The 23,451-nt window shown below is 69.8% G+C and carries 19 protein-coding genes; 13 read left to right on the forward strand and 6 right to left on the reverse strand.

Going from position 1 to position 23,451, the window contains the following annotated elements:
* Positions 1-13 precede the first annotated feature (13 nt).
* A complete protein-coding gene (locus JYK04_RS21740) occupies positions 14-610 on the reverse strand; it encodes a single-stranded DNA-binding protein (protein ID WP_189737944.1) in 597 nt (198 codons plus the stop codon).
* 72 nt (positions 611-682) lie between these two features.
* The gene (rpsF, locus tag JYK04_RS21745; protein ID WP_004950685.1) at positions 683-973 is read right to left on the reverse strand and encodes a 30S ribosomal protein S6; all 291 of its coding nucleotides are present in this window, start codon (positions 971-973) and stop codon (positions 683-685) included.
* Positions 974-1,223: 250 nt separating this feature from the next.
* Here rpsF and JYK04_RS21750 point away from each other — a divergent pair, with 250 nt between their 5' ends.
* The 3 genes from JYK04_RS21750 to JYK04_RS21760 all read left to right on the forward strand — a co-directional run bounded on the left by JYK04_RS21750 (position 1,224) and on the right by JYK04_RS21760 (position 3,894).
* The gene (locus tag JYK04_RS21750) at positions 1,224-1,526 is read left to right on the forward strand and encodes a hypothetical protein (RefSeq protein ID WP_030008388.1); all 303 of its coding nucleotides are present in this window, start codon (positions 1,224-1,226) and stop codon (positions 1,524-1,526) included.
* A gap of 141 nt (positions 1,527-1,667) precedes the next feature.
* The gene (locus tag JYK04_RS21755) at positions 1,668-2,786 is read left to right on the forward strand and encodes a lipid II:glycine glycyltransferase FemX (protein WP_189737947.1); all 1,119 of its coding nucleotides are present in this window, start codon (positions 1,668-1,670) and stop codon (positions 2,784-2,786) included.
* A 76-nt stretch (positions 2,787-2,862) separates the two neighbouring features.
* Positions 2,863-3,894: an alanine racemase gene (locus JYK04_RS21760; protein WP_189737950.1), complete on the forward strand. Its 1,032-nt coding sequence runs from the start codon at positions 2,863-2,865 to the stop codon at positions 3,892-3,894.
* Positions 3,895-3,904: 10 nt separating this feature from the next.
* Here JYK04_RS21760 and JYK04_RS21765 read toward each other — a convergent pair whose 3' ends face one another.
* Together JYK04_RS21765 and JYK04_RS21770 are read right to left on the reverse strand one after the other, a co-directional pair.
* On the reverse strand, positions 3,905-5,365 hold the full coding sequence (locus JYK04_RS21765) for a glycosyltransferase family 87 protein (RefSeq protein ID WP_189737953.1): 1,461 nt from the start codon (positions 5,363-5,365) through the stop codon (positions 3,905-3,907).
* A 93-nt stretch (positions 5,366-5,458) separates the two neighbouring features.
* Positions 5,459-8,065: a transglycosylase domain-containing protein gene (locus tag JYK04_RS21770; RefSeq protein WP_189737957.1), complete on the reverse strand. Its 2,607-nt coding sequence runs from the start codon at positions 8,063-8,065 to the stop codon at positions 5,459-5,461.
* Positions 8,066-8,340: 275 nt separating this feature from the next.
* Here JYK04_RS21770 and JYK04_RS21775 point away from each other — a divergent pair, with 275 nt between their 5' ends.
* The 3 genes from JYK04_RS21775 to JYK04_RS21785 all read left to right on the forward strand — a co-directional run bounded on the left by JYK04_RS21775 (position 8,341) and on the right by JYK04_RS21785 (position 11,448).
* A complete protein-coding gene (locus tag JYK04_RS21775; protein WP_030008393.1) occupies positions 8,341-8,943 on the forward strand; it encodes a PadR family transcriptional regulator in 603 nt (200 codons plus the stop codon).
* A 49-nt stretch (positions 8,944-8,992) separates the two neighbouring features.
* Positions 8,993-10,075 carry an inositol-3-phosphate synthase gene (locus tag JYK04_RS21780; RefSeq protein ID WP_189737960.1) on the forward strand — a complete coding sequence of 361 codons (1,083 nt, stop codon included), beginning with the start codon at positions 8,993-8,995 and terminating at the stop codon, positions 10,073-10,075.
* Positions 10,076-10,179: 104 nt separating this feature from the next.
* A complete protein-coding gene (locus JYK04_RS21785; protein WP_189737963.1) occupies positions 10,180-11,448 on the forward strand; it encodes an MFS transporter in 1,269 nt (422 codons plus the stop codon).
* A 66-nt stretch (positions 11,449-11,514) separates the two neighbouring features.
* Here JYK04_RS21785 and JYK04_RS21790 read toward each other — a convergent pair whose 3' ends face one another.
* Positions 11,515-12,981 (reverse strand): CCA tRNA nucleotidyltransferase, encoded by a 1,467-nt coding sequence (locus tag JYK04_RS21790; protein ID WP_189737966.1) that lies wholly within the window; start codon positions 12,979-12,981, stop codon positions 11,515-11,517.
* Positions 12,982-13,167: 186 nt separating this feature from the next.
* Between JYK04_RS21790 and JYK04_RS21795 the strand changes: the two genes are divergently transcribed.
* The 7 genes from JYK04_RS21795 (at position 13,168) to trxA (ending at position 22,756) form a co-directional block, all read left to right on the forward strand.
* Positions 13,168-15,423 (forward strand): DUF6049 family protein, encoded by a 2,256-nt coding sequence (locus JYK04_RS21795; protein ID WP_189737970.1) that lies wholly within the window; start codon positions 13,168-13,170, stop codon positions 15,421-15,423.
* A gap of 46 nt (positions 15,424-15,469) precedes the next feature.
* Complete coding sequence (gene murJ / locus JYK04_RS21800) at positions 15,470-17,644, forward strand: murein biosynthesis integral membrane protein MurJ (RefSeq protein ID WP_189737973.1); 2,175 nt, start codon at positions 15,470-15,472, stop codon at positions 17,642-17,644.
* A gap of 117 nt (positions 17,645-17,761) precedes the next feature.
* Positions 17,762-19,495: a protein kinase family protein gene (locus JYK04_RS21805; protein ID WP_189737976.1), complete on the forward strand. Its 1,734-nt coding sequence runs from the start codon at positions 17,762-17,764 to the stop codon at positions 19,493-19,495.
* A gap of 144 nt (positions 19,496-19,639) precedes the next feature.
* Positions 19,640-20,335 (forward strand): RNA polymerase sigma factor SigM, encoded by a 696-nt coding sequence (sigM, locus tag JYK04_RS21810; protein WP_189737979.1) that lies wholly within the window; start codon positions 19,640-19,642, stop codon positions 20,333-20,335.
* The gene (locus JYK04_RS21815; protein ID WP_229875349.1) at positions 20,332-21,270 is read left to right on the forward strand and encodes an anti-sigma factor; all 939 of its coding nucleotides are present in this window, start codon (positions 20,332-20,334) and stop codon (positions 21,268-21,270) included. The genes sigM and JYK04_RS21815 overlap by 4 nt, the downstream gene beginning before the upstream one ends.
* A 128-nt stretch (positions 21,271-21,398) precedes the next feature.
* A complete protein-coding gene (gene trxB, locus JYK04_RS21820; RefSeq protein WP_033214950.1) occupies positions 21,399-22,358 on the forward strand; it encodes a thioredoxin-disulfide reductase in 960 nt (319 codons plus the stop codon).
* Positions 22,359-22,417: 59 nt separating this feature from the next.
* Entirely contained in the window at positions 22,418-22,756 is a 339-nt protein-coding gene (gene trxA / locus JYK04_RS21825; protein ID WP_189737981.1) for a thioredoxin, read from the forward strand.
* 67 nt (positions 22,757-22,823) lie between these two features.
* Here the strand turns inward: trxA and JYK04_RS21830 are convergent, their stop codons facing one another.
* Complete coding sequence (locus tag JYK04_RS21830) at positions 22,824-23,441, reverse strand: GNAT family N-acetyltransferase (protein ID WP_150258246.1); 618 nt, start codon at positions 23,439-23,441, stop codon at positions 22,824-22,826.
* Positions 23,442-23,451 lie beyond the last annotated feature (10 nt).

Here is a 23,451-nt window from a genome sequence, read left to right on the forward strand (position 1 = left end):
GATGCGAGCTGCCCTAGAAGGGCGGCTCGTCCGAGTAGCCACCGCCGGAGCCGCCGGAGCTTCCGCCCCAACCGCCCCCGCCGCCGCCCTGCTGCTGGCCACTGGCCGGCGCGCTGGACGCCCACGGGTCGTCGGAGGGAGCTCCGCCGCCCTGCTGCGGCTGGCCACCGGGGGCTCCGCCCCAGTTGCCACCGCCGCCGCCCTGCTGCTGACCGCCGCCGCCGTATCCACCCTGGCCACCGCGGCCGGTGGTCTTGGCGACCTTGGCCGTGGCGTTCTTCAGGCTGGGGCCGACTTCCTCGACGTCCAGCTCGTAGACCGTGCGCTTGACACCCTCACGGTCCTCGTACGACCGCTGCCTCAGCCGGCCCTGCACGATGACGCGCATGCCTCGCTGGAGGGACTCGGCGACGTTCTCCGCCGCCTGCCGCCACACCGAGCAGGTCAGGAACAGGCTCTCGCCGTCCTTCCACTCATTGGTCTGACGGTCGAAGGTGCGGGGGGTGGACGCGACACGGAACTTCGCGACCGCCGCACCCGAGGGGGTGAAGCGCAGCTCGGGGTCGTCGACGAGATTGCCGACGACCGTGATGACGGTCTCGCCTGCCATGGATGAACCTCTCGGCGGGGATTGCTGCTGGGCTGCTGTGCTACTCGATCCCGATTACCGCTGAACCGAAGTTCAGTGGGTCTCGGGGCGAAGGACCTTGGTCCGGAGAACCGACTCGTTCAGGTTCATCTGTCGGTCAAGCTCCTTGACGACCGCAGGCTCGGCCTGAAGGTCGATGACCGAGTAGATGCCCTCGGGCTTCTTCTTGATCTCGTAAGCGAGACGACGACGGCCCCAGGTGTCGACCTTCTCGACCTTTCCGTTGCCCTCACGGACGACGGAGAGGAAGTTCTCGATCAGCGGGGAGACAGCGCGCTCCTCGAGATCGGGGTCGAGGATGACCATCACTTCGTAGTGACGCATGTGGAACCCACCTCCTTTGGACTCAGCGGCCACGGTCGTTCCGTGGCAGGAGGGTCGTGATGCGTGAGCACGGCGTCCGCAGAGCAGACACCGCGCAGCTGTACAGACTACCTGGTCGCGTCCTTCCGGTTGAAATCCGCCGGGAGAGGGCCACAATCTGTATCCATCGGGTGTGCTCGGTGCTATGCCCTCGGCCCCCGCCGGAGGCAGCCCGCAGCACCGCCAGCTTCAGCCAGGAGGTGCCCTTCCGATGGCACAGGCAATGCGGCCCCCTCAGATCTCCCTGCTCTCCACCGACGGCAAGCCCCACCCGCTGCAGGACACCCTGATGGCGGTCACTCTGACCCTCGGCGCCGTGGCGTTCGTCACGGCCTTCTTCCACAACCTGCACCTGATCAGCTCGTGGGCCGGGCTGATCGGAATCCTGACCGGCGCGTACGGACAGTTCGTCTCCGTCACGACACGCGAGCGCTTCGCGCTGATCATCGGCCTTGGCGCGTCTGCCATCGGCTTCTACCTCGGCATGTTCCACGGCGGCCTCTTCGGGGGCTGACCGGGCCGACCGGGACACCTCCTCGGCAGGGCGCCGGCCACGCACCGGCCCGGGCCCCCGGCCCGTCCCCCAGAAGGGTGGCGCCCCTGTCGCAGTAGGCTTCGCGCCATAGCAGCGAAGCCGCCGGAGGAGACGCCCCGCATGAGCCTGTCCCTGAGGACCATCAGCCGAGAGCAGCATCTGGGTTACCTCCAGAGCCTGCCCTCGGCGAGCCACTGCCAGGTCCCGGCGTGGGCCGACGTGAAGAACGAGTGGCGCTCCGAGAACCTCGGATGGTTCAACGAGTCCGACGAACTCGTCGGAGCGGCCCTGGTGTTGTACCGGCAGTTGCCCAAGGTGAAGCGGTACCTCGCGTACCTGCCCGAGGGCCCTGTCATCAACTGGTACGCCCCGAACCTGGAGGAATGGCTCCAGCCGATGCTGGCCCACCTCAAGCAGCAGGGCGCCTTCACCGTGAAGATGGGCCCGCCCGTCGTCATCCGCCGCTGGAACTCGACCGCCATCAAGGCCGGTATCCAGGACCCGAACGTGAAGCGCCTGCGCGACGTGGAGGCCTCGGTCATCGAGCCCCGCGCCTTCGAGGTGTCGGACAAGCTGCGCCGCATGGGCTGGCAGCAGGCCGAGGACGGCGGCGCCGGCTTCGGCGACGTCCAGCCGCGCTACGTCTTCCAGGTACCGCTGGCCAACCGCTCGCTGGACGACGTCCTCAAGGGCTTCAACCAGCTGTGGCGCCGCAACATCAAGAAGGCCGAGAAGGCCGGCGTCGAGGTCGTCCAGGGCGGCTACGACGACCTGCCGACCTGGCAGCACCTGTACGAGATCACGGCCGAGCGCGACAAGTTCCGCCCGCGTCCGCTCAGCTACTTCCAGCGCCAGTGGACGGCCCTCAACTCCGAGGACCCCAACCGGATGCGGCTCTACATCGCCACGCACGAGGGAGAGCCGCTGGCCGCCGCCACGATGCTCACCGTCGGCCAGCACGTCTGGTACTCGTACGGCGCCTCCGCCAACCACAAGCGCGAGGTGCGCCCCTCGAACGCGATGCAGTGGCGCATGCTGCGCGACTCGTACGCGCTCGGCGCAAGCGTGTACGACTTGCGCGGCATCTCTGACACGCTGGACGAGAACGATCACCTGTTCGGTCTGATCCAGTTCAAGGTCGGTACGGGCGGCGAGGCCGTGGAGTACGTCGGTGAGTGGGACTTCCCGCTCAACAAGATGCTCCACAAGGCCCTCGACATCTACATGTCGCGCCGCTGACCCGCCCCACCCCGCCCCACACGTACACACAGCACCGCTGCACCACGCAGCTTCTCAGGAGAGGTTCCGGACGGGCATGGCGCTCACGCTCTACGTCGACACCGCGCGCTGGCGTGCGCACCAGAAGCAGATCCAGGACCAGTTCCCCGGGCTGATCCCGGTCTGCAAGGGCAACGGCTACGGCTTCGGCCACGAGCGGCTCTGCGAGGAGGCGACCCGCATGGGCGCCGACATCCTGGCCGTGGGAACGACGTACGAGGCCTCCAGCATCAAGGACTGGTTCGGCGGCGACCTGCTCGTCCTCACCCCGTTCCGGCGGGGCGAGGACCCGGTGCCGCTGCCCGACCGGGTCATCCGTTCGGTCGCGTCGCTGGACGGGGTGCGCGGCCTGGTGGGGGCCAGGGTGGTCATCGAGTGCATGAGCTCGATGCGCCGTCACGGCATCTCCGAGCAGGACCTCGGCCAGCTGCACGCCGCCATCGAGGACGTCCGGCTGGAGGGCTTCGCCCTGCACCTGCCCCTGGACCGCCCGGACGGCTCGGACGCGGTCGAGGAGGTCATCGGCTGGATGGACCGGCTGCGCGCGGCCCGGCTGCCGCTGCACACCATGTTCGTCAGCCACCTGCGGGCCGCGGAGCTCGCACGGCTGCAGCAGCAGTTCCCGCAGACCCGCTTCCGGGCCCGGATCGGCACCCGGCTGTGGCTGGGCGACCACGAGGCCACCGAGTACCGCGGCGCGGTCCTCGACGTCACGCGCGTGGCCAAGGGCGACCGGTTCGGCTACCGGCAGCAGAAGGCGGCCTCCGACGGCTGGCTGGTCGTGGTCGCCGGCGGCACCTCGCACGGGGTGGGACTGGAGGCCCCCAAGGCGCTCCACGGTGTGATGCCGCGCGCCAAGGGCGTCGCACGGGCGGGTCTGGCCACGGTCAACCGGAACCTTTCGCCTTTCGTGTGGGCGGGCAAGCAGCGCTGGTTCGCGGAGCCGCCGCACATGCAGGTGTCGATCCTGTTCGTGCCCGCGGACGCGCCCGAGCCGAAGGTCGGCGACGAGCTGGTGGCGCACCTGCGCCACACCACCACGCAGTTCGACCGGGTGCTCGACGCCTGAGTCCGACCGGTCAGTCCTGGGCGCTCGCGCCCCAGGCGACCCGCTGTCCGTCCGAGGGCGTCGCGTACTGCGGCGCCCTCGCCGCGTCCGACAGCACGAACACGTCCTCCGCGCCGTCCAGGACGCCACCGGAGGGGTCGTCCGAGCCGTCCCGGCGTACGACGTCCCGCTCGGGCATAAGAATGTCCCGGACGATGACCGCGCACAGGTACAGCGTGGTCAGCAGGTGGGCGGTGATCGCCAGCTGGTAGCCCTCCACGGGCAGGCCCTGGTGCTTGTCACCGCTGGAGGTGTAGGCGAGGTAGAACCAGATCCCGAGGAAGTACACGACCTCGCCGGCCTGCCAGATCAGGAAGTCCCGCCAGCGCGGCCGGGCCAGTGCGGCGAGCGGGATGAGCCAGAGCACGTACTGCGGCGAGTAGACCTTGTTGCACAGGATGAAGGCGGCGACGACGAGGAAGACCAGCTGGGCGAAGCGGGGCCGGCGCGGGGCGGTCAGGGTGAGCAGGCCGACGGCCCCGCACAGCAGGAGCGTCAGCCCGGTCGCGTACGTGTTGGCGCCTTCCAGCGAGTTGCCCGAGCGCTGGGAGATCAGCAGCCACACCGAGCCGTAGTCGATGGGCCGCTCCTGGCTGAAGGTGTAGAACTTCTTCCAGCCGTCCCATGCGAAGAGCATGACCGGCAGGTTGACCACGAGCCAGGCTCCGGCCGCGCCGAGTGCGGCGGCGCCGAAGGCGCGCCACTTCCCGGCCCGCCAGCAGAGCACGAACAGCGCCCCGAGCAGCAGTACGGGGTAGAGCTTGGCCGCGGTGGCCAGGCCGATGAGGATGCCGAAGAGGACCGTCCGGCCGCGGGACCACATGAGCATCCCGGCGGCGGTCAGGGCGATGGCCAGCAGGTCCCAGTTGATCGTCGCCGTCAGGGCGAAGGCGGGCGCCAGGGCGAAGAGCAGGGCGTCCCAGGGGCGGCGGCGGTGGGTGCGGGCGACGCACACGGCGATGACGGCCGCGCAGGCCATCAGCATGCCCGCGTTGACCATCCAGTACATCTGTTCGCGGTGCTGCATGGAGCCGCTGCCGGGGGTCAGCCAGGAGGCGATCTCCATGAAGAGCCCGGTGAGCACCGGGTACTCCAGGTACTCCATGTCGCCGGGGAGCCGGTCGAAGTAGGGCGTCAGGTTGTCGGCGAAGCCGCGTACCGCGTACAGGTGCGGGATGTCGGAGTAGCAGGCGTGGGTGTACTGCGAGCCCGCACCCCGGAACCACGCCCAGTCGTAGCAGGGCAGCTTCTGGACCATGCCGAGCGCGAACATGCCGATGGCGATGAGCGCCACGACCCGGACCGGCCCCAGCCAGTGCCCGCCGAGCCGGGCGTAGCGGCCGAGCGGGCCGCCGATGAGCTCACTGCCGGCTGCGGCGACCTCGTCCTGCTGCGTCGGCAGTACGGGGCTGTCCTCGTGCACCTTGGTCATGGGCTCATCCTGCCGTACCGGACCGGACATGGGGGAAGGCCGTCGCACGGGGGGTGCGACGGCCTTCCTCGGCTCACGGAGCGGCGGTACGGGTCACCCGGTGCCGCCGTCGAACCCGCCGGTGATGCCGCCAGGGCGGCCCGGTTTGCCGCTCTGCGTCGGGGACGGTGATCCGCTGGATCCGCCGATCACCCCGGTGCTGGTGCCGGATGTGTTGCCCGAGTTGGTGCCGGTGCTGGTGCCGGTGTTGGCGCCGCCGTTGTTGTTGCCGCGCGTGGTGTCCGGGTCGCAGTACAGCTTCCACGGCGGGCAGGTCGGCCGGCCGCCCTTGGACGGGGAGGGGGACGCCGGCGGGGAGCTCGGCGGCTGCGTCGACGGGGACGGGGACGCCGGGACGACGGCCGAGGGCGTGGGGGAGGGGGCGCCGGCGGAGTCGGCGGTCACGCCGATGTCCTCGGCCTCCGGGAACTGCTTGACCGGTTGGCCCTTGAGCGCTTCGCCCATGTACTCGGTCCAGATCTCGGCCGGGATGTCACCACCGTGGAGGGAGGGGATGTCGCCCACGCCCTTCATGGAGATCAGCTTCTTGTCCGGCGAGTTGGGGTCGGTGCGGAAGAGGACCACCGAGGTGGACAGCTCCGGGGTGTAGCCGACGAACCACGCCGACTTGTTCTCGTCCGTGGTACCGGTCTTGCCCGCGGCGGGCCGGCCCAGCTTCTGGACCTTCTTGCCGGTGCCGTTCTCGACGACGTTCTCCAGCACCTTGGTGATGTTGTCGGCCACGGCGCTGTCCATGGCCCGCTGGGCCTTGGGGGCCTCGAAGCCCGCCAGCTTCTCGCCGTCCTTCTCGACCTCGGTCACGGAGAACGGCTCGCGGTGCGTGCCGGAGGCGGCGAAGGTCGCGTACGAGTCGGCCATGCGGATGGCGCTCGGGGTGGAGGTACCGAGGGCGAAGGAGGCGTCGTTGTTCGGGTTGACCGACTCCTCCAGGATGCCCGTGGACTTGGCCACGGCCCTGACCTTGTCGTGGCCGACATCGAAGACGAGCTGGGCGAACGGGACGTTGATGGACTTCTCCATCGCCTCGTTGAGGGTCACGTACCCGAAGGCGGTGGGGCTCTCGTTCTTCTGCTTGAACGGCGCGCCCGACGCGTCGCGCAGGGGCTTGCCCTCACGGTTGTTGATCACGGTGAGGTCGTTGGCCATGTACTTGCTGTCGGCCGAGATGCCCTTGCCCTTGGAGTTCTGGGTGCCGTACTCCATCGCCGCCGCCAGCACGTACGGCTTCCAGGTCGAGCCGACCGGGACACCGCTGGAGTTGGCGTTGTTGCTGAAGTACTTGTGGTCCCAGCCCGGGCCGCCGTACAGGGCGACGAGGGCTCCGGTCTTCACGTCCACCGAGGCCGCGCCGAACTGTACGAAGGTGTCCGTCTCGGGGCGGCCCTTCTCGTCGATGAACCCGTTACGGGTGTCCTCGACCGCCTTGACCATGGCGTCCACCTTCGGCTTCTGGAAGGTGGTCTTGATCCGGTAGCCGCCCATGGCCATCTGCTCAGGGGTGATGCCCTTGGTCTTCATCACGTAGGCCTTGGCCGTGTCGACCAGGTAGCCGATCTGCCCGGTCATGCCGCGGGCCTGCTCCGACTCGACCCGCGGGGGGAAGTCCGCGTCCGTGAACTTCGCCCGCTCGGCCTTGTCCATCCGGCCGACCTCGACCTCGCGGTCCAGCACCCAGCTCCAGCGCTCCCGGGCCCGCTTCTCGTTGAGGGCGGGGGTGGCCGCGGCGCCGATGCCGCCGTCCGGGTTGTAGAGGTTGGGACCCTTCAGCACGGCGGCCAGGAAGGCGCACTCGGAGGGGTTCAGGTCCTGGCTGTCCTTGCCGAAGTAGGCGCGGGCCGCGGCCTGGATCCCGTAGGCGTCCCGGCCGTAGTAGGCGGTGTTCAGGTAGCCCGCGAGGACCTTGTCCTTCTCCTCCGTGACACCCAGCCTTATCGCGATGAAGAGCTCGGTGGCCTTCCGCTTGAGCGTCTGGTCGGAGTCCAGGTAGGTGTTCTTCACGTACTGCTGGGTGATGGTCGAGCCGCCCTGGGTGGAGCCGCCCGTGGCCATGTTCCACACGGCGCGGCCGACACCCATCGGGTCCACGCCCTTGTCCGTCTCGAAGGACTCGTTCTCCGCCGAGATCACGGCGTCCCTCATCGACCGGGGGATGCTGGAGATGGGCACGATCTGGCGGTTCATCGAACCGCCCGTCGCGACCATCTGGCTGCCGTCGGCCCAGTAGAAGACGTTGTTCTGCGCCTGCGCCGCCTTGTTCGGGTCCGGCGTGCTCACCATGGCGATACCGATGCCGGTACCGGCCGTGATGACCGCGAAGAAGCCCAGGGCCGTGCCGGCGACGAACTTCCAGGACGGCACGAAGCGCTTCCAGCCGTCTCTGTCGGACCGCGGGTAGTTGATGAGCCGCTTGTCGCGCGTGGCGGTGCCGGCTCCTCTCCCGCGGCCGCTGCCTCTCTGGGCAGCCCGGCGGGCATCGGCACGGCTGCCCTGGGCGGGCTGCGGTGCGTACGGGCCGCTGTGCGACGCCGTGGGGACGTCACGTCCGGCCGCGCCTCTTCCGGGGCGCGGCGGGGCGGTGCGGCGGGCTGAGGCGCGCCCACCGCCTTCGGGCTGCGGCGGTTTGCGACGGTGCTCGCTCATCGAACGACTACTCCTCGGGCAGGCGAGTGGCCTGGAAGCGGCAGATTAGTTCCGGTACCCCCCGGTGTCATGGCGCACAGACTACGCACGCTCAAAACGCGCTCACTGCCGAAGTTCACCCCAAATCAGGCAACCTGCCTGGTGCGAATTGGTGATGTGACACCGGTCACCATGTCTCCCCTTGTCGATCAGAGCGCCCCGTTCTATCGTCTGGATGTATCGAGTCGATACATCAGCTCGACATAAAGACTCAGGGGCGGAGGAGGGGCAGGCGGATGAGCAGACGCTCAGGCATCCTCGAGTTCGCCGTCCTCGGCCTGCTTCGCGAATCCCCCATGCACGGCTATGAGCTGCGCAAGCGGCTCAACACCTCGCTTGGGGTGTTCAGAGCCTTCAGCTACGGGACGCTCTACCCCTGCCTCAAGACGCTGGTCGCCAACGGCTGGTTGATCGAGGAACCGGGCAACGCCCCGGAGGACGCGCTCGCCGCTTCACTCGCAGGGCGCCGCGCCAAGATCGTCTACCGGTTGACGGCCGCCGGTAAGGAGCATTTCGAGGAATTGCTCTCCCACACGGGCCCGGATACCTGGGAGGACGAGTCCTTCGCCGCTCGCTTCGCCTTCTTCGGCCAGACCGAACGAGACGTCCGCATGCGGGTGCTGGAGGGCCGCCGCAGCCGGCTGGAAGAGCGGCTGGAGAAGATGCGCGCCTCGATCGCCCGGACGCGGGAGCGCCTCGACGACTACACGCTCGAGCTGCAGCGGCACGGCATGGAGTCCGTGGAGCGCGAAGTGCGCTGGCTGAACGAGCTCATCGAGAGTGAGCGGGCGGGACGGGATCGCAGACGATCCGGTCCGTCCGACGAAACTGAAAAATGAGGCCTGCATCTCGCAGACCTCGTCCGAGAACAAACAGGGAGCAACCGGAATGGGTTCGGTTCGCGTAGCCATCGTCGGCGTAGGCAACTGCGCCGCCTCGCTGGTGCAGGGCGTCGAGTACTACAAGGACGCCGACCCGGCGGCCAAGGTCCCCGGTCTGATGCACGTCCAGTTCGGCGACTACCACGTGCGTGACATCGAGTTCGTCGCCGCGTTCGACGTCGACGCGAAGAAGGTCGGCCTCGACCTTTCGGACGCCATCGGCGCCAGCGAGAACAACACCATCAAGATCTGCGACGTCCCGAACGCCGGTGTGACCGTCCAGCGCGGCCACACCTACGACGGCCTGGGCAAGTACTACCGCATGACGATCGAGGAGTCCGCCGAGGCTCCGGTCGACGTGGTCCAGGTCCTCAAGGACCGCGAGGTCGACGTCCTGATCTGCTACCTGCCCGTCGGTTCCGAGGACGCGGCGAAGTTCTACGCCCAGTGCGCCATCGACGCCAAGGTCGCCTTCGTCAACGCCCTCCCGGTCTTCATCGCCGGCACCAAGGAGTGGGCGGACAAGTTCACCGAGGCCGGTGTCCCGATCGTCGGCGACGACATCAAGTCGCAGGTCGGCGCCACCATCACGCACCGCGTGATGGCGAAGCTGTTCGAAGACCGCGGTGTCCGTCTCGAGCGCACCATGCAGCTCAACGTCGGCGGCAACATGGACTTCAAGAACATGCTCGAGCGCGACCGCCTCGAGTCGAAGAAGATCTCCAAGACGCAGGCCGTCACCTCGCAGATCCCCGACCGTGAGCTCGGCGAGAAGAACGTCCACATCGGCCCGTCCGACTACGTCGCGTGGCTCGACGACCGCAAGTGGGCCTACGTCCGCCTCGAGGGTCGCGCCTTCGGCGACGTCCCGCTGAACCTCGAGTACAAGCTCGAGGTGTGGGACTCCCCGAACTCGGCCGGTGTCATCATCGACGCCCTGCGCGCCGCGAAGATCGCCAAGGACCGCGGTATCGGCGGCCCGATCCTGTCGGCGTCCAGCTACTTCATGAAGTCCCCGCCGGTGCAGTACTTCGACGACGAGGCCCTGGCCAACGTCGAGAAGTTCATCAAGGGCGAGGTCGAGCGCTAACCGAACCCAAGGGTCTTCACGACACCTGGACTTCGGCAGTTCTTCCGCGGAGGGTCCCCGGGCAATGTGCCCGGGGACCCTCCGCGTATGTGACCCTTGCCCTCATGCCTGTCGTACGTGATCTGCGCGTACTCCTGCGCCTGAGGGATTTCCGCAACCTGCTCGCCGTTCGGCTGCTCTCCCAGGCCGCGGACGGCGTCTACCAGGTCGCACTCGCCACCTACGTCATCTTCTCTCCGGAGAAGCAGACCTCCCCGGCGGCCATCGCCTCCGCCATGGCGGTACTGCTGCTGCCCTATTCGGCGATCGGCCCCTTCGCCGGGGTCCTGCTCGACCGCTGGCGCCGCCGCCAGGTCTTCCTCTACGGCAATCTCCTGCGGGCCTTCCTCGCCTGCATCACCGGGATGCTGATCGTCGCGCAGGTGCCCGACTGGCTGTTCTACGCCTCGGCCCTGTCGGTGACCGCCGTCAACCGCTTCGTGCTGTCCGGGCTCGCCGCCTCGCTGCCCCACGTCGTCGGACCCGATCAGCTGGTCACCGCGAACGCGCTCTCCCCCACCGCCGGAACCCTCGCGGCGGTGGCGGGCGGCGGGCTGGCCTTCCTCGTCCGGCTGATGGCCTCCGATTCCAACGCCCTTGTGGTGCTCCTGGGCGCCGGGCTCTACCTGTGTGCGGCCCTCGTCTCCCTGCAGCTGGCCATCGGCCTCCTCGGGCCGGACCACCCCGCCGGCCGGGCCCATCCCTCGGTAACCGAGGGGGTCGCCCTCACGGTGCGCGGGATGGCCGAGGGCCTGCGCCACCTCGCCTCCCGGCGCGAGGCGGCCCGGGCGCTCACCGCGATGACCTTGATGCGGTTCTGCTACGGCGCCCTGTTCGTGATGCTGCTGATGCTCTGCCGCTACTCCTGGTCGGACAACGAGTCCGACGGGCTGGCGCTGCTGGGCATCGCCGTCGGCGCGTCCGGGGCCGGATTCTTCGCTGCCGCCGTGGTGACCCCCTGGCTGGTGGGCCGGCTGGGTCCGCTCGGCTGGATCACCGCGTGCTCCGCGGGCGCCGCCGTCCTGGTACCGGCCCTCGGCCTGTTCTTCGCCCCGGGACCGATGCTGGCCGCAGCGTTCGTACTCGGCCTCGCCACCCAGGGCGCCAAGATCGCGACCGACACCGAAGTGCAGTCCCAGGTGGACGACGACTACCGCGGCCGCGTCTTCTCCGTCTACGACGTGCTGTTCAACGTCGCTTTCGTCGGCGCGGCGGCAGTGGCCTCCCTGATGCTCCCCGCCGACGGGCGCTCGGTGGCCCTGGTGCTCATCGTCTCCGCGCTCTACGCCGCGACCGCCGTGTTCCTGGCCCGGGGTGAGCGACGTTTCACGTGAAACATCAGCTCTGAAGAACGACGGGGTCGATGTTTCACGTGAAACATCGGCCCCGTCGTCCGTAGGTCAGGCCTGTGCGGCCCACCACTCCTTCAGCTCGACAACGGCGGCGTCACGGCCCATCGGGCCGTTCTCCAGCCGCAGCTCCAGCAGGAAGGCGTAGGCCTTGCCGATCACGGGACCGGGGCCCACGTCGAGCACCTGCATGATCTCGTTGCCGTCCAGGTCGGGCCGGATCGCGTCCAGCTCCTCCTGCTCCTGCAGCTGCGCGATGCGCTCCTCCAGCCCGTCGTAGGTCCGGGAGAGGGCATTGGCCTTGCGCTTGTTGCGCGTGGTGCAGTCGGACCGGGTCAGCTTGTGCAGACGTTCCAGCAGCGGACCGGCGTCGCGGACGTAGCGCCGGACCGCGGAGTCGGTCCACTCCCCGTCGCCGTAGCCGTGGAAGCGCAGGTGCAGCTCCACCAGCCGGGACACGTCCTTGATCATGTCGTTGGAGTACTTCAGGGCGGTGAGCCGCTTCTTGGTCATCTTCGCGCCCACCACCTCGTGGTGGTGGAAGGAGACCCTGCCGTCGCTTTCGAACCGGCGGGTGCGGGGCTTGCCGATGTCGTGCAGCAGGGCCGCGAGCCGCAGGACCAGGTCCGGGCCGTCCTCCTCCAGCGCGATCGCCTGCTCCAGCACGATCAGCGAGTGGTCGTAGACGTCCTTGTGACGGTGGTGCTCATCACTTTCCAGCCGCAGCGCGGGCAGCTCGGGAAGCACCCGGTCGGCCAGCCCCGTGTCCACCAGCAGTCCCAGACCCTTGCGCGGGTGGGAGGACAGGATCAGCTTGTTCAGTTCGCCCTGGACCCGCTCCGCGGAAACGATCTCGATCCGCTCGGACATCGCCTTCATGGCCGCGACGACCTCCGGGGCGACCTCGAAGTCCAGCTGGGCGGCGAACCGCGCCGCCCTCAGCATCCGCAGCGGGTCGTCGGAGAAGGACTCCTCCGGGGTTCCGGGCGTACGCAGCACACCGGCGGCCAGGTCCTCCAGACCGCCGTGCGGGTCGATGAACTCCTGCTCGGGCAACGCCAGGGCCATGGCGTTGACCGTGAAGTCACGCCGCACCAGGTCTTCGTCGATCGAGTCGCCGTAGGAGACCTCGGGCTTGCGCGACGTACGGTCGTAGGCCTCCGATCGGTACGTCGTCACCTCGATCTGGAAATTCCGCACGGCGTCCCCGACGCGGGCGCTCTTGTGAGCCCCGACGGTGCCGAAAGCGATACCGACGTCCCACACCGAGTCCGCCCACGGCCGGACGATCTTCAGAACGTCCTCGGGGCGGGCATCGGTGGTGAAGTCGAGATCGTTGCCGAGACGCCCCAGCAGCGCGTCGCGGACGGACCCGCCGACCAGGGCGAGGCGGAAGCCCGCCTCCTGGAAACGGCGGCCGAGCTCGTCGGCGACAGGAGCGACCCGCAGCAGTTCACTGACCGCGCGGCGCTGCACCTGACTCAGGGCACTGGGGTTGTCTTCGTTGGCGTTCGGCACAACAGAAAAGGGTACGTGCCCGGCCCGCCGGGGGCCGCCCCGTTTTGCGGCCACCCCGGCACACGGTCCCCGGGGTCCTGAGCCGATCATGTGGAGCAAGGCGCGGCACTCGCACACAGCGGGCCTCGTTACCATGCGTGGACGCACAAAAGACGACCACTGACACTTCGAGGGACGGGCTAGCGCGTGGCCGAGGCGGCTGACAACCAGGGGGCGTCCCCCGCTCCTGCCCGGCGCCGGTGGCTGCGGCGGGCGATCGTCCTGCTCGCCGGGACGCCCGTACTGGCCGCGCTGATCTACTCTCCCGCCCCCCGGGCCGAGGCCGCGCAGGCCTCGGCCGTGGACGTCCAGCTGACCTCCATGGCCCCCTCGGCGCCGGTCAAGGGCGACACCCTCACCATCCGGGGCACCGTGCTCAACACCGGTGCCGAGACGATCACCGACGCACATGTCGGTCTGCGGGTCGGGCCCGCGCTCGCGGACCGCTCGTCCATCGACGAGGCGGCGGAGCGCACCGGCTTCCGGGCCGGCGCCGACCCGGGCGAGATCGACCCGGCCTTCGCGGTGAAGATCGCTTCCCTGCCGTCGAAGATCAGCCAGGAGTTCACGCTCACCGTCCCGGTGAACAAGCTGGAGCTGGACAAGGACGGCGTCTACCAGCTCGGCGTCTCCCTGTCCGGGGTGACCGACAGCCGGCCCTCCGAGCAGGTGATGGGCATCAAGCGGACCTTCCTGCCCTGGCAGCCGGAGGCCGCCGCCAAGCGCTCCCAGCTCACCTACGCCTGGCCGCTCGTCTCCACCACGCGCCTGACGGCGGAGACCGGGTCCGACGAGCTCCAGACCCCCGTCTTCCTCGACGACTCCCTCACCGACGAGCTCAAGCCGGGCGGGCGCCTGGAGCAGATGGTCACCCTCGGCAAGGACCTGCCGATCACCTGGGTCATCGACCCCGACCTGCTCTACACGGTCGACGCGATGACCAAGGGCTACCGGGTCCGCAACCCGGGCGGCAAGCCCGTCCAGGGCAAGAGCAAGGCCGTCGCCGAGCAGTGGCTGAACTCACTGGAGGCGGCCGTCCAGGGCAAGAAGGTCGTCGCCCTGCCGTTCGCCGACCCCGACCTCGCCTCCCTCGCCCACCACGGCAAGGACGTCTCGGGCACCCTGGGCCAGCTGCGTCCCGCCACCGACAAGGCGAAGCAGGCCGTCGAGACGGTCCTGCACGTCCCCGCGTCCACGGACTTCTCCTGGCCCGTGGACGGCGCCATCGATCCCTCGATCGTCAATGTCGCCACCTCGGCCGGCGCCCACAACGTCCTCACCCGCAGCGACAGCCTCGTGGAGAGCGGCGCCCTCGGCTACACGCCCTCGGCCGCCCGGCCCATCGGCGCCGGCACCACCGCCGTCGTGGCCGACGCCGACCTGTCCACCGCCTTCGAGGGCGACATGCTGAACGCCGGGACCTCCACGCTCGCCGTACAGCGCTTCCTCGCCCACACCCTCGCCCTGAACCTGCAGAAGACCGACGAGCCCCGCAGCTTCGTCGTCGCCCCGCAGCGGATGCCCAGCGTCAGCCAGGTCCAGTCGATGGCCGAAGCCGTACGCGGCCTCCAGGCGGGCCGCTGGACCCAGCCCGCGGACCTCGAGGCCGCGGCCGCCGCCAAGCCCGACCCGGGAGCCACCACCCAGGTGCCGGGCGCCGGCCAGTACCCCGAGGCGCTGCGCAAGCAGGAGCTGCCGGTGTCGGCCTTCGAGAAGATCCGCACCACGCAGAACGCCCTCGACCGCTTCAAGGTGATCCTCGCCGCGCCCGACCGCGTGGAGATCCCCTTCGGCAACACCACCAACCGCGAGATGTCCACCTCCTGGCGCGGCCGTCCCGAGGAGTCCCGCCTCTACCGGGACCAGGTGCAGGACTACCTGATCGGTCTCACCGAGAAGGTCAAGGTCGTCCCCAAGTCCGACGCCACCCTGTCCGGACACAGCGCCACCATCCCGGTCAGCGTCCAGAACAGCCTGGTCCAGGACGTCCACGACCTCGTCCTGCGGGTGAAGTCCACCAACAAGACCCGCTTGATGTTCAGCCAGGACGAGCAGCAGGTCACCGTCCAGGGCGACCACACCCAGACGGTCAAGTTCACCGCCAACGCCACGGCGAGCGGCCCCGTCGAGGTCACGGCGCAGCTGTTCACCAAGGACGGCGTCCCCTACGGCAAGGAACGCAGGTTCACCGTCGAGGCCACCGAGATCACGCCCACCGTGATGCTCGTCATCGCCGGCGGTGTGCTCCTCCTGGTGCTGTCAGGCATCAAGATGTACGCCAGCCGCAAGCGCGTCGCAGCACGCGCGGCCGCCGAGGAGAGCACGCAGCCGAGTGACGAGTCCCCTGACACCGGAGTGCAAAGCACCGAGGGGTCCGGAACGAGTGAGACAGTGGACCGTTGATTGACGCCGTGGCCGGTCGGCCTGGGGACGATGAGGTGGGGTTTCGATGAACGCGCCGTACGACGGTGACCGCGCGCAGGGCACTGGTGGGCCTGCGCCCTCCCAGGGCGCTGCCCCGGGCACCCCGGTGCCCGGGCAGGTTCCCGCACCTGCGCCCGCACCGGAACGTGACCCGTATGTCCAGGACGCCTACGACCACGACCCGTACCGGTCCCAGGACCTGTCGGCCCAGGACCCGGTCGCCGAGGTGCTCTACGACCGCGCCTCGCACCCGCCGCCGCCCCCCGGCACCTACCAGGAGCCCGGCCCGCTCTACGCCGCGCCGACCGCACCCTCGTACTCCCCCGACCCGCGCGTCTGGGCCCAGACCCCGCCGCCCGAGCCGGACGGCCCCTCGCGCCACCTGCCGTACGGCGACCACGCCACCACCACCCAGTTCGTCGGCGTCGACTCCCTGGTCACCAACGCCTCGGACGAGCAGCCCGAACCCGACGCCTTCGCGCACCTGTACCGGGACCAGGAGGCGGCGCCCCGTACCCCCGCCGAGGACGCGCCCGTCGCCGCCCCGGCGCCGAGCAAGCCGGCCGGACGGGCAGCGAACCTGCTCAAGTCCAGCGCGCTCATGGCCGCGGGCACGATCGTCTCCCGCATCACCGGCTTCCTGAAGACCCTGGCGATCGCCGGTGCCATCGGCGTCGGCACCTTCAACGACACGTACCAGATCGCCAACACCCTGCCCACGATGATCTACGTGCTGGTCGGCGGCGGCGCCCTGAACGCCGTCTTCATCCCGCAGCTGGTCCGGGCCATGAAGAACGACGACGACGGCGGGCAGGCGTACGCCAACCGGCTGCTCACCCTCGTCGTGGTGCTGCTGGCCGCCGTCACCACCATCTGCGTCCTGGCCGCACCGGTGTTCATCACGATGATGTCGCCGAAGATCGCCTCCGACCCCCAGCAGATGGACGTCGCGGTCGCCTTCGCCCGCTACTGCCTGCCGACCATGTTCTTCATGGGCGTCCACGTGGTCCTGGGTCAGATCCTCAACGCCCGCGGCCGCTTCGGCGCGATGATGTGGACCCCGGTCCTCAACAACATCGTGGTCATCGCCACCTTCGGCGCCTTCATCTGGGCCTTCGGCGGCTTCACCACCTCCGGCGTCAACGCCGCCACCGTCACCCCGGAGGGCGTGCGTCTGCTGGGCCTGGGCACCCTGCTCGGCCTCACCGTCCAAGCCCTCGCGATGCTGCCGTACCTGCGTGACGCCGGCTTCAAGCCCCGCCTGCGCTTCGACTGGCGGGGCCATGGCCTCGGCAAGGCCGCCCGCCTGGCCAAGTGGACGTTCTTCTTCGTCCTCGCCAACCAGGTCGGCCTCGTGGTCGTGACCCAGCTCGCCACCTGGGCCGGATCCGTCGCCGAGAAGCAGGGCCACCCCGGTACCGGTATCACCGCGTACAACTACGCACTGCTGTTGTGGCAGATGCCGCAGGCGATCATCACTGTCTCCGTCATGACGGCCGTCCTGCCCCGCATCTCCCGCTCCGCGCACGACGGCGACGCCGCCGCGGTCCGCGACGACATCTCCTACGGGCTGCGCACCTCGGCCGTCGCGATCGTGCCCTGCGCCTTCGCGTTCCTCGCCCTCGGTGTCCCGATGGCCACCCTGCTGTACGCCGGCTCGGGTTCGGGCGCGCAGAACATCGGCTACATCCTGATGGCCTTCGGCCTCGGCCTGATCCCGTACTCCATCCAGTACGTGGTCCTGCGCGGCTTCTACGCCTACGAGGACACCCGCACGCCGTTCTACAACACCGTCATCGTCGCCGCGGTCAACGCGGCGGTCTCCGCGCTGTCGTTCTTCGTGCTCCCCGCCCGGTGGGCGGTGGTCGGCATGGCCGCCGCCTACGGGCTCGGCTACGCCGTCGGCGTCGGCGTCGCCTGGCGCCGCCTGCGCACCCGGCTCGGTGGCGACCTCGACGGGGCGCACGTCATGCGCACCTACGCCCGGCTCACCGGCGCCTGCATCCCGGCCGCCGCCGTGGCCGGCGCGGCCGCTTTCGGGGTCACCCAGTGGGTGGGCAGCGGAGTCACCGGCTCCGCCACCGCCCTCCTCGCCGGCGGGATCGCCCTGGCAGCGGTGTTCCTGATCGCCGCCAAGCGGATGCGGATCGAAGAGCTCAACGCGATGGTCGGAATGGTCCGCGGACGTTTGGGGCGCTGATGCGCACAACCGTCGCCCCCTTTCGTGTGTCGTGCTTAGCGTCGGACTGTGGGCACAATTGGCATGGCTTCGCAGACTGGCTTACAGCGCGCAACGGATGGGGAGGCAGGAACGACGGTGGCGGAACGTAGCACGGCTGCCGTCGACGTGGCCGACAACAGCGGCGATGAGCCGCTGACCGCTCAGGCGGCACAGGCCACGTCCGACGGGGTGGACACCCAGAACGGACGAGCCGCGGACGGACCCATGCCCGACAAGGACGGCGAACGCACCAACGCGGCCCCTGCGGCCGCACCCGAACTGCACAGCGGACACAAGCTCGCCAGGCGCTATCGGCTGGAAGAGTGCGTCACCCGTGTGGACGGATTCAGCAGTTGGCGCGCGATGGACGAGAAACTGCGCCGTGCCGTGGGCGTGCATCTGATGCCCGCCGACCACGCGCGCGCCCGCTCGGTCCTGGCCGCCGCCCGGTCCTCCGCCCTGCTCGGCGACCCACGGTTCGTCCAGGTCCTGGACGCCGTGGAGGAGAACGACGTCGTCTACGTCGTCCACGAGTGGCTGCCCGATGCCACCGAACTCACCGCGCTCCTCGCCGCGGGCCCGCTGGAGGCCCACGAGGCCTACCAGCTCGTCAGCCAGGTCTCCCAGGCCATGGCCGCCGCGCACCGTGAGGGGCTCGCCCATCTGCGGCTGACGCCCAGCGCGATACTGCGCACCTCCACGGGCCAGTACCGCATCCGCGGCCTCGCCGTGAACGCCGCCCTGCGCGGCATCACCAGCGAGACCCCGCAGCGGGCCGACACCGAGGCCATCGGCGCGCTCCTGTACGCCGCCCTGACCCAGCGCTGGCCGTACGAGAGCGACGCGTACGGCCTCACCGGCCTGCCCAAGGGCGTGGGCCTGATCGCCCCCGACCAGGTACGCGCCGGCGTCCACCGCGGCCTGGGCGAACTCGCCATGCGCGCGCTCGCCAACGACGGGGCCACCGCCTCCCGCCAGGAACCCGCCTGCACCACTCCTGACGAGCTGGCCAAGGCCGTGGCCGCGATGCCCCGCATCCGGCCGCCGGAGCCCGCCTTCACGGCCCCGCCGGAGTACCAGCACACCACCTACCAGCAGGGCACCTACGGCCGTCCCACGCCGCCCGGCGTGAACACCGTCCAGAGCCGGCCCGTCGTCCCGCCGCCGCCCCCGCTGCAGAGCCGTACCGGCCGGGTGCTGAAGTGGGGCGTCGCCGCCCTGCTCATCGCCGCGCTCGGCCTGGGCAGCTGGCAGCTGGCCGACCGCCTCTTGGGCCGCACCAACCAGCCGGGCAGCAGCGGCACCAGCAACAACACCAAGCCCGGTACCGACGACAACCCGAAGCCGCCCGAGCGGACCCCGCTGGCCATCAAGGGGGCTGCGGAGTACTACCCGGACGAGAAGCCCCAGGATCTCGACGGGGTCTCCAAGAGCTACGACACCGACCCGAGCTCGTTCTGGCGGACCTACCGGTACGACGACGGCCCTGACATGGGGGCCTACAAAGAGGGGCTCGGCCTCGTCTTCGACCTCGGCGAGGAGCAGGAGGTGAGTGCGGCCTCGATAGCGTTCCGGTACCCCGGAGACCACACCACCGCGACGATCTACGCCGCGCCGAGCCTGTCGTCGTCGACCCCGATCAAGAGCATGAAGCAGATCGCCACGGGGACCACGAAGGACCAGCAGCTGGAGCTCGCCACCGAGACTCCGGTCAAGACGCGCTACGTGGTGCTGTGGCTCACGGCCATGCCGAAGGCCGGTCCTTCGGAGTTCAGCGGGGCCGGCTACAAGCAGGGCATCTCGAACGTCGTCTTCTCCCGGATCTCCTAGCCCTTCCCCCGCTGTACGCGGTCCGGTCCGGGCAAGAGGTCTGCGGGAAGGAATTTCCCGCAGACCCCCGGGGCCCGGCCGCGCGGGCCGGCTCCGGGACGCACCCGGTTCGACACGTGCTCGGCTTCCCACAGGAGGGGAATCATGAGGCCTGCGCCTGACGGCCCCGCCTCGGACCAGGAGCTCCTGGCCCGGCACGTCGCCGGGGATCCCGAGGCCTTCGGGGAGATCGTGCGGCGGCACCGGGACCGGTTGTGGGCCGTGGCGTTGCGGACCCTCGGGGACCGCGAGGAGGCCGCCGACGCGGTGCAGGACGCCCTGGTTTCCGCCTACCGGGCCGCGCACACCTTCCGCGGGGAGTCCGCCGTCACCACCTGGCTGCACCGCATCACCGTCAACGCCTGCCTCGACCGCGCCCGCAAGGCCGCCTCGCGCCGGACCGCGCCCCTCGACGACACGGACCGCCTGGAGCGCCTCCTGGAGCCCCATGAGTCCGCGGAGGCCCCTGCGGAGCGCCAGGACCTCCATCGCCAGCTCCTGGCCGCTCTGAGCACCCTCCCGGCCGATCAGCGGGCCGCGCTGATCCTCGTCGACATGCAGGGATACCCCGTCGCCGAGGCCGCCCGGATCCTCGACGTCCCCACGGGCACCGTAAAGAGCAGGTGCGCACGCGGCCGGGCGAAACTCGTGCCGCTCCTCACTCATCTGCGCACGAATGCCGGGGATAACACGGCCACCGAGCGGGGAAGGAACCGGACGCCGGGCCCACCCGTCCCACCAGCGGCAGAACCCAGGCATCCAGACCCAGACGCTGTGAAGGGCGGAGGTGGACGACCATGACCCCGCCCACTGGCATGTCCGGCACGACCGGCACGATCCGGCACCCGGACGTCTCGGAGATCTCCGACCTGACCGAAGGTCTTCTCTCCCCGTCCCGGACCGCCGAGATCCGCCGCCATCTCGGCGACTGCGCCCTGTGCGCCGATGTGCGCGCATCCCTGGAGGAGATCCGCTCCCTCCTCGGCACCCTGCCGGGCCCGGCCCGGATGCCCGCCGACATCGCCGGCCGCATCGACGCGGCCCTCGCCGCGGAGGCCCTTCTCGACTCCACCCAGCCGCGGGCCCAGGCCGAACCCGCCGACCGGCCCCACACGGCGGACCGCGATGTTTCACGTGGAACGCCCCCAGCTACCGCTGGGAGGTACCCCCGGCCCGCCGGTCACCCGACCGGCCCAACCGGTCCCGGGCGGCGCCGCGCACGCCGCCGGATCGCCGTCCTCGCCGGTCTGGCCGGAGCCGCCGCCTGCGCGCTGGGCATCTTCCTGTTCGGCGACTTCGCGGGTACGCCCGCCCACCAAACCGCCGCCAGCGGCGAGGCATCCGACTCCGCGGCACGGCCGTCCGCCGCCGCGGGTGAAGGCGGCTACACCGCGCAGGGACTCCAGGACAGCGTCAGGCAGCTCATCGCGGGCGGGCAGGGTGCCAAGAACGTTCCCGAGGAGCAGAACAACACCCTCGGACTGGAGAACACCGCCCCCGGGGACAAGCGGGCAGCGCCTTCCGTCCCCGCATGTGTCCAGCAGGCCACCGGCCGGTCCGACAACCCGCTCGCGGCCGAACGCGGCAGCTACCAGGGCACCCCCGTCTACCTCCTCGTACTGCCGCACCCGGCCGACTCCGCCCGTGTCGACGCCTACCTCGTCGACACGGCGTGCGAGCGGACCGGTTCGGCAGACCCCGGGAAGGTCCTCCTGACGAGCACCTATCCGCGGTAGCCGAGGCGTTCGGGGCCGTGGTGGAGCGGGTGGGGAATGCATGCGCCGTAGGATCCGTTGGGTGGGGTGAGAGTCCGCACCGGCCCCCGGTAGGCAGTACGCAGTCCGCAGAGACGAGGAAGAAACCCGTGAGCGACGTCCGAAACGTGATCATCATCGGCTCCGGGCCGGCCGGTTACACCGCCGCCCTGTACACCGCACGCGCTTCGCTCAAGCCGCTGGTCTTCGAAGGTGCCGTCACCGCCGGTGGCGCCCTGATGAACACCACCGAGGTGGAGAACTTCCCGGGCTTCCAGGACGGCATCATGGGCCCCGACCTGATGGACAACATGCGTGCTCAGGCCGAGCGCTTCGGCGCCGAGCTGATCTCGGACGACGTCGTGGCCGTGGACCTCAGCGGTGAGATCAAGACCGTCACCGACACCGCCGGCACCGTGCACCGCGCCAAGGCCGTCATCGTCACCACCGGTTCCCAGCACCGCAAGCTCGGCCTGCCCAACGAGGACGCCCTCTCCGGCCGCGGTGTCTCCTGGTGCGCCACCTGCGACGGGTTCTTCTTCAAGGACCACGACATCGCCGTCGTCGGCGGCGGCGACACCGCGATCGAGGAGGCCACCTTCCTCTCGCGCTTCGCCAAGTCCGTCACGATCGTCCACCGCCGTGACAGCCTGCGCGCCTCGAAGGCCATGCAGGACCGCGCCTTCGCCGACCCGAAGATCAAGTTCGCCTGGGACAGCGAGGTCGCCGAGATCCACGGCGACCAGAAGCTCTCCGGCCTCACCCTGCGCAACACCAAGACCGGTGAGACCTCCGAGCTGCCCGTGACCGGCCTCTTCATCGCCGTCGGCCACGACCCGCGCACCGAGCTCTTCAAGGGCCAGCTCGACCTCGACGAGGAGGGCTACCTCAAGGTCGAGGCCCCCTCCACCCGGACCAGCGCCACCGGCGTGTTCGGCGCCGGTGACGTCGTGGACCACACCTACCGTCAGGCCATCACCGCCGCGGGCACCGGCTGCTCCGCCGCCCTCGACGCCGAGCGCTTCCTCGCCGCGCTCGCGGACGCCGAGAAGGTCCACGCAGCGGTCTGACCGGCCTGACCCCTACACCGCCCCACCCCACACCCCGCAGGAAGAAGAAGGAGGCCGCTGTGGCCGGCACCCTCAAGAACGTGACCGACGCTGACTTCGACAAGCAGGTACTCGAGAGCGACAAGCCCGTACTGGTGGACTTCTGGGCCGCCTGGTGCGGACCCTGCCGCCAGATCGCGCCGTCCCTCGAGGCGATCGCAGCCGAGCACCCCGAGATCGAGATCGTCAAGCTCAACATCGACGAGAACCCGGCCACGGCCGCCAAGTACGGCGTCATGTCCATCCCGACGCTGAACGTCTACCAGGGCGGCGAGGTCGCCAAGACCATCGTCGGCGCGAAGCCGAAGGCCGCCATCCTGCGCGACCTCTCCGAGTTCGTCAACGTCAAGACCGCCTGACGCGCTCGACGTTTCACGTGAAACGGGGCCGCCCCTCCTGGGGGCGGCCCCGTTCCGCGTCTCGCGCTCACAGCGGCCGCAGCGCAGGCTCCTTGCGCGCCGCCCCCAGCAACCGGTCCAGCGCCAGCTCCACGTCTTCCTTCCACGACAGCGTCGAGCGGAGTTCCAGCCGCAGCCGCGGATGCACGGGGTGGGGGCGGACCGTCTTGAAGCCCACCGCGAGTAGGTGGTCGGCCGGCAGCAGACACGCCGGACCCTCCCAGTGCGCGTCCCCGAAGGCCTCGATAGCCCGGAAGCCCCGCCGCAGCAGGTCCTTGGCCACCGTCTGGACCATGACCCGCCCCAGCCCCTGCCCCTGGTACCCCGGCATGATCCACGCGGTGATCAGCTGCACGGCATCGGGCGAGACCGGGCTGGTCGGAAAGGCCGTGGCCCGCGGCACGTACGCCGGCGGCGCGTAGAGGACGAAGCCCACCGGAATCTCGTCCACGTAGACCACTCGCCCGCAGGATCCCCACTCCAGCAGGACGGCGGAGATCCACGCCTCCTTCTCCTGCGCCGGCGTACCCGCTTTCACTGCGGCCTCACCACTGACCGGGTCCAGCTCCCAGAACACGCAGGACCGGCAACGACGGGGCAGGTCCTGGAGGTTGTCCAGCGTGAGCGGTACCAGCCGACGACCCATGACCGCATCG

The sequence above is a fragment of the Streptomyces nojiriensis genome, from assembly GCF_017639205.1.
GTDB lineage: Bacteria > Actinomycetota > Actinomycetes > Streptomycetales > Streptomycetaceae > Streptomyces > Streptomyces nojiriensis.

Bases quoted from the DNA above. Each gene is read 5' to 3' on its own strand.
- JYK04_RS21780 (WP_189737960.1), top strand. From the start codon at position 8,993: ATGGGTTCGGTTCGCGTAGCCATCGTCGGCGTAGGCAACTGCGCCGCC.
- JYK04_RS21785 (WP_189737963.1), top strand. From the start codon at position 10,180: ATGCCTGTCGTACGTGATCTGCGCGTACTCCTGCGCCTGAGGGATTTC.
- JYK04_RS21765 (WP_189737953.1), bottom strand. From the start codon at position 5,365: ATGACCAAGGTGCACGAGGACAGCCCCGTACTGCCGACGCAGCAGGAC.
- rpsF (WP_004950685.1), bottom strand. From the start codon at position 973: ATGCGTCACTACGAAGTGATGGTCATCCTCGACCCCGATCTCGAGGAG.
- sigM (WP_189737979.1), top strand. From the start codon at position 19,640: ATGAGGCCTGCGCCTGACGGCCCCGCCTCGGACCAGGAGCTCCTGGCC.
- JYK04_RS21740 (WP_189737944.1), bottom strand. From the start codon at position 610: ATGGCAGGCGAGACCGTCATCACGGTCGTCGGCAATCTCGTCGACGAC.
- JYK04_RS21760 (WP_189737950.1), top strand. From the start codon at position 2,863: ATGGCGCTCACGCTCTACGTCGACACCGCGCGCTGGCGTGCGCACCAG.
- murJ (WP_189737973.1), top strand. From the start codon at position 15,470: ATGAACGCGCCGTACGACGGTGACCGCGCGCAGGGCACTGGTGGGCCT.
- JYK04_RS21750 (WP_030008388.1), top strand. From the start codon at position 1,224: ATGGCACAGGCAATGCGGCCCCCTCAGATCTCCCTGCTCTCCACCGAC.
- JYK04_RS21830 (WP_150258246.1), bottom strand. From the start codon at position 23,441: ATGGGTCGTCGGCTGGTACCGCTCACGCTGGACAACCTCCAGGACCTG.
- JYK04_RS21815 (WP_229875349.1), top strand. From the start codon at position 20,332: ATGACCCCGCCCACTGGCATGTCCGGCACGACCGGCACGATCCGGCAC.
- JYK04_RS21755 (WP_189737947.1), top strand. From the start codon at position 1,668: ATGAGCCTGTCCCTGAGGACCATCAGCCGAGAGCAGCATCTGGGTTAC.
- JYK04_RS21775 (WP_030008393.1), top strand. From the start codon at position 8,341: ATGAGCAGACGCTCAGGCATCCTCGAGTTCGCCGTCCTCGGCCTGCTT.
- JYK04_RS21770 (WP_189737957.1), bottom strand. From the start codon at position 8,065: ATGAGCGAGCACCGTCGCAAACCGCCGCAGCCCGAAGGCGGTGGGCGC.